The following is a 10,130-nucleotide window of genomic DNA, read 5'->3' as shown; positions in this document are numbered from 1 at the left end:
ACTATTATACTTGTTATTCAAAAAGCAATTATTATTGATCAAAACATCATAGATGAAGATATGGATGCTGAACCAAATAGTATTGCTAAAGCAATATGGTACTGGGTGTCTACTTTTAATATTCAAATTGACTCATTGGAAGATATTTCTAATAGCGCTCATGCAAATCTAGACCCATTCTCTAAGGAGTGATAATTATGTTAAACTGGCCTGATTATAGTAACACTAAAGCCGAAAGTGACTTTGAGTTACTAGAAAGTGATCCAAGACGTCTGATTGATGTTAAGGTCCCTAATGAATTTAAAGAACTTCGAGGGATGTTTATTCAAGCCCGTGATGAAATTTATGAAAAATATAATATCGATGAAAAAGGTATTGATCGTTTTAAATATACTTTCGATTTAGAATTCGGTTTAGAGTTATACCGAATCCTAAATCAATCATTTACTTTTACTAACCGCGACGCATCAAATGATGATATTTGGAAGTTTTTGTCAATTAAAGTCATTCCAGATATCGTTCATGCGCGACATGGCCTGTCAGCTACTTATTACTATAAAATGAGCAGACGTGTTTGGTTGAAGCAAATATATTGGTACGTCAATTTAGGTTGGCAAGGTAGTTATGAAGAAACATTTAATATATTAAAAAACAATACTACTGATACAATTATGAACATTGTTGAACGCCCCGCCGAAGGTTATAACATTGAATTAGTGCGAGAAATATTAAAACAATACAATCGCCACAATGATACAAGTAGAAAGATACTCAGAAAAGTTTTAGTATTAAATACAGCCTTAATTAAATCAAACTCACCTGAATTTTTTGACGGTGGTATCACTAAGTATGTACAACACCTTTTTGAACGGGTGGTGTGATATATCGAGAGATCAAATAACTCATTATATTCGAAAATAATCGTTCCCTACGCAAATAGATGTTCAGACTTATTTATTATATCTGGTTATGCCTCTTCATCAATGACAGAAAGATTATTACATGACTATCCTAGCTTAAATATTACTCTTTACATTGGTATGACTACACATGAAGGCCTCTCTAAGAAAAATCATGAGGGATTTTTGAATTTGACCAACCAATACGGTGAACGAATCAAAATAATGTATCAAATTACGCAACCTCCAACTCATATAAAACTATATAGTTGGATTAAAGATGGAAGTTACTATATACATTTTGTTGGGTCAGCTAACTTCTCTGAAAATGGATTATTTAAGCTAAATGAATTAATGGTAGAAAGCCAACAAAATTTTGAGTCCCTGTATCTTGAACAAAATAAGAAATCAGTTCCTTGCACTCATCCAATTATTCAAAAATTAATCACATTATATGATGATAGCATTGATACTGACCCAATTATTGAACTCGAAGTAGATAAAGATCTTATTACTGAAAATGATGATTCACCCTACTCCCGAAATGAACGAACAGCGTCTAATGCAAGACAGCGAGCAACTGAACAATCTTTCTCAAATTTTTTTAATAAGCAATTAACATATATTACTCATAGTCCTTCAAATTATTATGATATAATAGAAATTCCCGTTGTTTTCAAAAACAATTGGAATAGTTCTCGTAGAGGAATAAATAATATGTTTAAAGCTGGACAGACTAATTATTTAGAACAATCTAATAAATATCCGTTCACCAACACTTTCCCTTATAATAGAAAGCTCAAATTCTTTACAGATGATAATAAGATATTAGAGGGAAGATTCGATGAGGATCATGATGGTCGTTTATACTTTTATGATGATATTTACCAATACTTTGCAAATAGGTTAGGTATAAATGAAAAACGCCCCATCACTTATCTTGACTTAGAAAAATATAATAAAGATTTCGTGAAAATTTATAAAATTAATGATACTGAATTCCTTTTTGATTTCAGTAATCGAGTTTAGGAAGGATTTGATAATTGTGCTTAATATAGTTGAAACGTTTAGTGGGGTGGGCGCACAATCCGAAGCACTTAAGCGCGCTAAAATCCCATTCAAAGTTTCTGCTACCGTTGAATGGGAACTAAGCGCGATTTATGCATATGATATCTTGCATAATGGTCCTCAGGATTTAAGTCTTTATCGTCATCATAATAAAGAATCTTTATTGAAGGAATTGGTTCAATATAATTTAAGTTCTAACGGTAAAGAACCCATGACTGAAAAAGCTTTATCTGCTTTAACTGTTGGGCAACTAAAAGCAATCTATCATTCATTAATAAACAATAATAATCTTGTGGATATTACTTCAGTTTCTGCAGATGATTTGGACGATGATATTGATATCTTAACTTATAGTTTTCCCTGCCAAGACTTATCAGTTAGCGCTCGATGGTGGAATAATTCAAGTGGATTAGATCGGGATTCTGGAAACCGCTCAAGTCTTTTATGGGAAATTGAACGAGTATTAATTGAATTTAAGGAACAAAATAAACCATTCCCTAAATTCTTACTCATGGAGAATGTTACAGCAATTAGATCTAAAGCTCACATTGAAAACTTTAGAGTATGGACTAATTTTTTAGAAGATTTGGGATATGTTAATCAAATTTATGATTTAAGTGCAACCAATTTCGGTGTACCTCAATCAAGAAAACGAACATATATGATTAGCGTATTTGTTGGGGATGATCTGGAGATTGAACAAGAAGTTATGGACTATTTCCTATCAAATAATCTTGAACATATCCAACTCTCCGCAGAAAGTATCAATCCAATCAGTGATTACTTAAGATTAGATTATTCTGTAAAACATTATCTTGAGGAAGCAATTCATGCTACACCGAATTTTACAGCTTCTCGAGAAAAAATATTTAATAATAACTTGAAATTAGCAACTGATAGTCAAGCAAATAACTCTTTGATTGCTCGTACTATTACTACAAAGCAAGATCGTAATCCCAATTCTGGTATTATCGCTTATGACAAGAACCCTTTAGTTGAAGGGACAAGATATCGAAACCTAACACCTAGAGAAGCCTTTTTACTTATGGGATTCACGGAGGAAAGTTTCGATAATCTAACAATTAAGAACCCTTCTGAAAACGTAAGAAAAGCTTTTCTAACACAAGCTAAGTTGTTAAAGCTAGCTGGAAACAGCATTGTAGTTGATGTCCTCTGTGGTATTTTTAAACAGATGGATTACATAAACAATCATATTCTTCCTCAAGATGATAAGGAATCCGAAAGTTTATCCGATTTTGGTATTGAGGTTAATATACTTTGACACTTAGTAATTATAGTTCGTACTTACTAATTATTTTATATTGATTGGATTGATAAAGGGAGGCAAAGTGAACTTATCACTTTACCTCCCTTTATTTATTGAATAATAAAACCCTATATTTCAATATAAATCTAATTATGCAAATATTAACATTTTAATGTTCGTCAACCTGAATTAATTTAAGTTATTAATGATCCCCAACTTTTCACAGTATCACTATTAAAATTGTGTATATGCCTTTCAAGATGTAATGAGTTTAACTTATATAAAAAATACAAAATTAGTTTTGATATTTTTTTCCTTTCATCAGAACTAATCATCATTGTTGAAATATTACTATAATTTTGTGCATTCAACTGAGAATGACTTTCTCCATGAGCTAACAGTCTATACATAAGTGACTGAAAAAATTCCCGTTCAGTTTCATCTAAATCTTTAATAATTTCTTCATCCGTAGATAAATCTACAATTCCAATCCCATATATAAAAGTTGAATAAGATTCAAGCATTCTTCTGATAAGATTTCCAATTCCAGCATTCTTTTCTACATTATCATCTTCATTCTTTGTCATTGCGAATTGATAAATTAGATTCAAATCATTTTTATAGCCTTCTGTAATTCTTTCGGATTTCATCTTAGTTAAGATACCTTGTCCTAAGTTATAGTACAAAGGTTCTTCTTTAGTAAAATCATTGAATACTCTAGATAAATTATATAATACTCCTAAATCGTGAGTTAATATTAATACCTTGGAGTTATCATTTCCGTTTACAATTTGACTAAATTGACTTCTTAAAAAAGAATAAATCCCAACCTGGTTATTTAAATCTATACTTGATATTGGGTCATCTAAAACAACTAGAGTTTCTTCTTTATAACTTTCTTCTTTAGATTTATTTTGATTTATAATAGAAAAAAAGTAGCACAAACCAATTATCTTTTTTTCCCCTTCTGATAAATCCTTTAGCTTTACTTGAGTTCCCTTAGAATATACCTGATAACCAGTAGTGGCAGTTTCTAATTTCAATCTATTATCATCAAAGAAAATAAACTTTAGATGCTTATTAATATCCTCTAAAGCAATATTGGTTTGCTTTAATTCTGCATTTTCAGTATGAATTTTTTGGTCTATTTTAGCTATCTGTTCCTTAATATCTGTTATTTCCTCATTTAATTCCTCGGCTGACTCTTTATTATCGTGGTAAGTCTTGTTAAGTGCTTTAACTGTTAGAGCTTCGACTTTATTATTTAAATTGACTGCATCTTCTTTTATTTTTTGTTCGTTATCGAACCTCGAATTGTACTTATCCACTTTATTTAATATTAAATCATAAGTATCTTTCAATTCTCTATAAATATCAATAATAGAACCTGATTTTCTCAATTCAACAGTAATAAATAATTTTTCTCTCTTCTCTGCTAATAGTTGTTCATAAGTTTCCCTACACTCCCTATACTCTTCCAATAATCTAGTATATTCAGCTACATGTTGAATCTCTTCTATTTCATATTCGATTGGTAAAGAAGGTTGATTTGGAATGATGATATTATCAATTTCCTTTAAAAGATTTTCACTCTCTTTATTGACTATATTATCACTTACTTTAGTTAGTGAAATATATAATGCCTCTCGTAAATCGTTATTAATTTCCCTAAAACATGTAGGACAGTGTTCATTTTTAATATCTTCGCCTATTTTATTTAATATTGATTGCCCTTCGGTAGCAACAATATTTAAAATTAAATCTTCTCTCTCAGTAAAAACTGGTTTTTCAATTGTTCTTTTTAAAACGTTCACAATATCGTTTTCAAGATTAGATTCTATTTCTTTAATTTCTGGAATTATAGGTAATTTTTCTTTATCTCTAATAATTTGTAATTCTTTTATCTTTTTCTTATATTCTATTCGCTCATTTTCATAAGTTTCTCTAATTTCATTTTCTGAAATTTCCTCACTTATTAAATGTAGTTTTTCAATCACATCTTTATTTACAGAAGTTTTTTGTTTTTTATTCTTTATAAATCGATCGTTATCTGCCCAACCTTTATCAGCTTTCAATGTTTTTTCTAAATCAGATTTTGCTGATTCTTCTTTAGATTTATAATTACTTTGTTCCTCTAGTAATTTGTCTAATTTTTTCTCTTTATTTACTTTCTCAGCCTCGTATTCATTTATTTTGTTCTGTATTTTATTTTGATTCCCTAGCATGACTATTGCATTCAAATTCTCATTTTCTGTAAAATTTATTTTTTCCTCCAGAAAAAAATCTGAATATGAATAAATATCACTTTCTATTTTTGTTATTGGTTTTATCTCATGCTTATTAATAATATTATAAAATGAAACAGATTGTCCCGCTTCTTTTTCTTCTAAGTTTTGATTTACCTCAAATAATTTATTAGCAATAGAAGATTTACCTGACCCATTTTCACCATACACAATTAATGTTTTATAATTTTTTGCTGGTCCAGGATTACCATTTTTATCATCATTAGGAATAGTGCAAAATTGAAACTCTAATGATTCGTCCGATAAGTAATCTATATCAATTCCAATTTTATTGAAGGTCATATTGATTCTCCTTGCTTAATTTTTGATTCATATTTTTTAGTTTTGGCCTTATTCTCATGTAATTGTTTGAATAAAATATTCCTCAGACTAATATTACAAAACAAACATTTCTATTCTAGCTAATTAAAATTCTTGTTCCTTCATTCTACCAACATCTAATACTAATATGACAGTTGATGTAAATGATAACGTTGCTTATTTTGCCCTTTTCAAAAGGCAGAGAGTTTATATTTTTATTCTTAATAAATTATTTTTTTCAATTCATCACCAATACGCTTAACAATACCTGTCACTAATGCGTTCCCCATAAAGAACATTCTCATTCTATCTGAAACTTCAACAACTTCCCCATTTTCTAATTGCTTATATCTAGTCCAATCATCAGGAAAATCTTGTAGTCTTTCTGCTTCTTTTGGAGTGATTAATCTATAACGATTATCAATTTTAAGTAGATGTGTTGAGCGATTGACTGTCCCTTCTGATGTTAACATTGTTCTACCTGGTAGATCTAAATCATCAGTTTCGCTCATACCACCTTCTGAGTATATATATTGATGTCCAGCAGCAGATGTTCTTTCAATCCGTTTTGCACCACGAAGATACTTGAATTTTTCAAGCTTATCTCCTTCTATATAATACTTTTCTGGTACCTCTTCTTCAGGAACTATAATCTCTCTAAGAGTGATTGGTTTTTCATCGCCTAAAGGCACAGTATCTGCTGAATAGTAATAACCATAGCGCATGACACCTGTGTTCCAAAATTTACCATCACTATAGTTATCAGAAACGTCTTTTATGTCGGAAGATAATTCATTAAACATAATGCGATTTTCTTTAAAAGGTTTATCCTTAACAGGAAATTGTCTTGCAAAAAGCCCATCTTCAAAGATATATTGTGCATAATCATTAAACTCTTTAATATTTAATAAATTGTTAGATGGTTTATTTTCATATTTCTCATCTATTTGTTTAGCAAAGATTGTATCATTTCGATATACAAAGAAAAAGACGCGTCGACGACGTTGTGATCTACCGTACTCAGCAGCATTAATAACACGCCACTCTACTGAATACCCTAATTCATTAAAAGAGGCCAACATAACCGCAAAATCTCGTCCGCGTTGACTTGTTGGTGCTTTTAATAGTCTATCAACGTTCTCTAATACTAAATACTCCGGTTTAATTATTTCCGTAGCTCTAATAATCTCCCAGAATAGTACACCTTTCTTTCCTTGTATACCTAATTCATTTTTTCTACTACGCGCGACTGAATAGTCTTGGCAAGGAAAGCCTCCAACTATCATATTTACACCATTTTCACGCATTTCCACAAATTTTTCATCTGGAATAAGTGCAACATCCGTTGGAATATGTTCCATATTTGGAAATTGATGTACTCCAACCTCATATGCATCTTGTGATTTTCTTGAGGGCTCATATTGGTTTGAATAAGTCGTCTTAAAAAATTCACTATCAGAGTTATTAAAACCAATGGTGAACCCGCCAACACCATCAAACATTGAAAAAATCTTCATTAATTATTACCCTCTCTACGAACATATTTTCGTATATTATATAATATTCAAAGAAAAAGATCAAGCGATTGGCCTGATCTATTCATTAATTATTTTTGCTATGTAATTTCTATTTAACCAATACGCTTGCTTTGTAATATGCTGTCCATCTGGTAATCGCACAGTATCACTAGCATTTCGTGCTTTAGGTCTAATGTGGGCAACTTGATTCTCTGTCAATTTCGGCAGATTATTAGATACTCCCCTTTTTATAGAAGTTAATTTTACACCTTCCTGAAGAACTTTTCTACCAGTTACCCACATTTCTTTCAAATCACTCTGAATTATCTTTTCAGGCATATTCCAAAGAATTACCTTTTTAAAATATGGGACTCTATTTGAGTTCTCTTTAGCCGTTTCATCATATTGAAATACAACAAATAAAAATTTAGTTTCCTCAAACTTTTCATAGAATTGTGATTCCTCAAACGAGTCAGATAACCAGCGGTTAAAATCGACGATTTCAAATGACATGCTCTCCTTTGGCTTACCATTTGGTTCCAACCTTATGGTTTTAAACTCTATATTCGCTTTAGAAAACTCTTCAATATCATTAAGTTTTATCCCTGTAATCCCTAGCATTGTACTAATCATATTAGCTATCGTTGACTTGTTAAATGGGTTTACTGTATATCCAATCAGTTTACTAATTTCTAAGACACTCTTCCCAATATACGGTTCAAATCTTTCGTATAATATCTCTTCTAATGATTTATTCTTTAATTCATCTGCTGTTGTGAATGATATTATTTTCTCTTGGTCAATATGCTTACGTACTAAAGATGTCATATATGATTGTTTTAGTGAGAATGCTCTTTGCATGGCTGGAACTTCAGAATAAGGTTGAACTCTTAATGAGTTTTTTGTCGCTCCTTTTGTACAAGCTCCAAGATACATCGTATCGCCTTCCGATAATTCCTCAGCCTTACCTGCTTTAATTTTTTCTACAATGATGGCCCAATCTTTTTTTATTACTTCTAAATCTTCCTCCGGATACGTAAATAGAATAGATTTAAGTACTTGGTAATCTTTTCTATCGAGCTCTTTTTCCCAAAGATAGAACATAATTAAAAGTTTCTCGTTTTTTCGCCAAAAGGAAGATGTCTCAAATGTATAATTTACTTCTTCCAAATAGTTAATAATATTTAGGACTAATCTCTCTTTGGCAGAGAGGGTTTTATTCTTATTGACTTTAATCGGAGTTACTTTTAGTTCTACACCAAAATCTCCAAAATCAGCTTCACTTGAAGAATTCACTTCATATCCAAATAAACCCTCTTCTATTATCTGTCCAAGTCCACCTTTGTTTCTTTTAGAAGACAACCGCTGATTAATATCAAAATTCTGAAATGTTTTTCCTTCTGCATCTTTCGCTCTAGCAATGATATCATCGATTGACTTAAAGTCCATATTTTTCACCTTTTAGATTAAATATATCATATTATGAGAAATTTAGTATTCGAAAAATTATTAAGTAAGTGTTGTTTTTCTAATACTTGAAAATAATAGATTAATGTTATTTTGTTAAAGTTTTCATAGACATAATTGCATAATAAATTAAATTTGAAATTATCTTACTTAGTCAATGTTGCATTTTTCATTCGAGTGATTGGCTGTAAATTTTCACCTGTTTCTGGGTCAAAATATCGAGCTTTATTCATATTAACTGCTATGGTCACATTATTTCCAGGACTAGAATGATCTCGAGAGTCGACTTTAGCAATAAATTCGTTACTATCTCTTTCTAGATAAAGCATAGTTTCAGATCCTAGTAACTCCGACACTGTCACTTTCGCTTCTATAACTGATTCTAAAGAAGATTCTATAATTATTTGTTCCGAATGAATATCCTCTGGTCGTATTCCAAAAGTTATATTTTTATTTTGGTAGCCTTTTTTCTCTAACAATTTTCGTTGAGGTTCAGTCACCTTAAGTGTAATATTTTCATTATTTGTTACATAGCCATCTTTATATAATAAATTAAAGAAATTCATAGCTGGTGAACCAATAAAACCAGCAACGAATTTGTTAGCAGGATGATCATACACTTCTATAGGGGTACCAATTTGTTGAACAACCCCATGGTCCATAATTACAATTCTGTCAGCCATCGTCATTGCTTCTGTTTGATCATGAGTTACATAAATTGTGGTTGTTTCTAAACGTTGATGTAACTTTGATATTTCTGCACGCATCTGAACTCTTAACTTTGCATCCAAATTTGATAATGGTTCATCCATTAAGAAGACATTTGCATCCCTTACAATAGCTCTACCTAAAGCAACACGTTGTCTTTGTCCACCCGAAAGATTCGCAGGTTTTCTATCAATAAATTCAGTCAACCCTAAAAGATTGGCACTCTCACGAACCCTTTTATCTATTTCATTCTTATTATATTTTCGCAATTTTAATCCAAATGCTAGGTTATCATAAACATTCATATGAGGGTAAAGTGCATAGTTTTGAAATACCATAGCTATTCCACGATCCTTAGCAGGAACATCATTCATTAACTTTCCATCTATATAAAGTTCTCCATCAGTAATTTCTTCTAAACCAGCTATCATTCTAAGTGCAGTCGATTTACCACTTCCTGATGGACCAACAAAAACTACAAATTCTTTATCATGAATATCTATATTAAAATTATCAACCGAATACTTATCATTGCCGTCATATTTTTTATAAACATTTTTTACTTTGATATCAACCAATTTTTTTCCTCCTCAAGTAG

At 30.8% G+C, this 10,130-nt stretch carries 8 protein-coding genes; 4 read left to right on the top strand and 4 right to left on the bottom strand.

Annotated features, from left to right (window positions below):
* The 4 genes from HW423_RS01405 to dcm (HW423_RS01390) all read left to right on the top strand — a co-directional run.
* On the top strand, positions 1–192 hold a 192-nt coding region (locus HW423_RS01405), incomplete at its 5' end, for a hypothetical protein (protein WP_218930168.1).
* Positions 193–197: 5 nt separating this feature from the next.
* Positions 198–881, top strand: a complete 684-nt coding sequence (locus tag HW423_RS01400) for a hypothetical protein (protein ID WP_218930167.1) — start codon at positions 198–200, stop codon at positions 879–881.
* Between the two features lie 3 nt (positions 882–884).
* Entirely contained in the window at positions 885–1,928 is a 1,044-nt protein-coding gene (locus HW423_RS01395) for a restriction endonuclease PLD domain-containing protein (RefSeq protein WP_218930177.1), read from the top strand.
* Between the two features lie 16 nt (positions 1,929–1,944).
* Entirely contained in the window at positions 1,945–3,249 is a 1,305-nt protein-coding gene (gene dcm / locus HW423_RS01390; protein ID WP_328803104.1) for a DNA (cytosine-5-)-methyltransferase, read from the top strand.
* A gap of 179 nt (positions 3,250–3,428) precedes the next feature.
* Here the strand turns inward: dcm (HW423_RS01390) and HW423_RS01385 are convergent, their stop codons facing one another.
* The 4 genes from HW423_RS01385 to HW423_RS01370 form a co-directional block, all read right to left on the bottom strand.
* A complete protein-coding gene (locus HW423_RS01385; protein ID WP_218930165.1) occupies positions 3,429–5,822 on the bottom strand; it encodes an AAA family ATPase in 2,394 nt (797 codons plus the stop codon).
* 239 nt (positions 5,823–6,061) lie between these two features.
* On the bottom strand, positions 6,062–7,357 hold the full coding sequence (gene dcm, locus HW423_RS01380; RefSeq protein WP_218930164.1) for a DNA (cytosine-5-)-methyltransferase: 1,296 nt from the start codon (positions 7,355–7,357) through the stop codon (positions 6,062–6,064).
* Between the two features lie 78 nt (positions 7,358–7,435).
* Positions 7,436–8,806 (bottom strand): Sau3AI family type II restriction endonuclease, encoded by a 1,371-nt coding sequence (locus HW423_RS01375; RefSeq protein ID WP_218930163.1) that lies wholly within the window; start codon positions 8,804–8,806, stop codon positions 7,436–7,438.
* A gap of 164 nt (positions 8,807–8,970) precedes the next feature.
* Positions 8,971–10,110: an ABC transporter ATP-binding protein gene (locus tag HW423_RS01370; RefSeq protein ID WP_218930162.1), complete on the bottom strand. Its 1,140-nt coding sequence runs from the start codon at positions 10,108–10,110 to the stop codon at positions 8,971–8,973.
* Positions 10,111–10,130: the final 20 nt, after the last annotated feature.

The sequence above is a fragment of the Ruoffia halotolerans genome (assembly GCF_014049385.1).
In the GTDB taxonomy this organism is placed as follows: domain Bacteria; phylum Bacillota; class Bacilli; order Lactobacillales; family Aerococcaceae; genus Ruoffia; species Ruoffia halotolerans.
The sequence above is the reverse complement of the archived record's forward strand: the minus strand, read 5'-3'. Positions and strand labels throughout refer to the sequence as shown.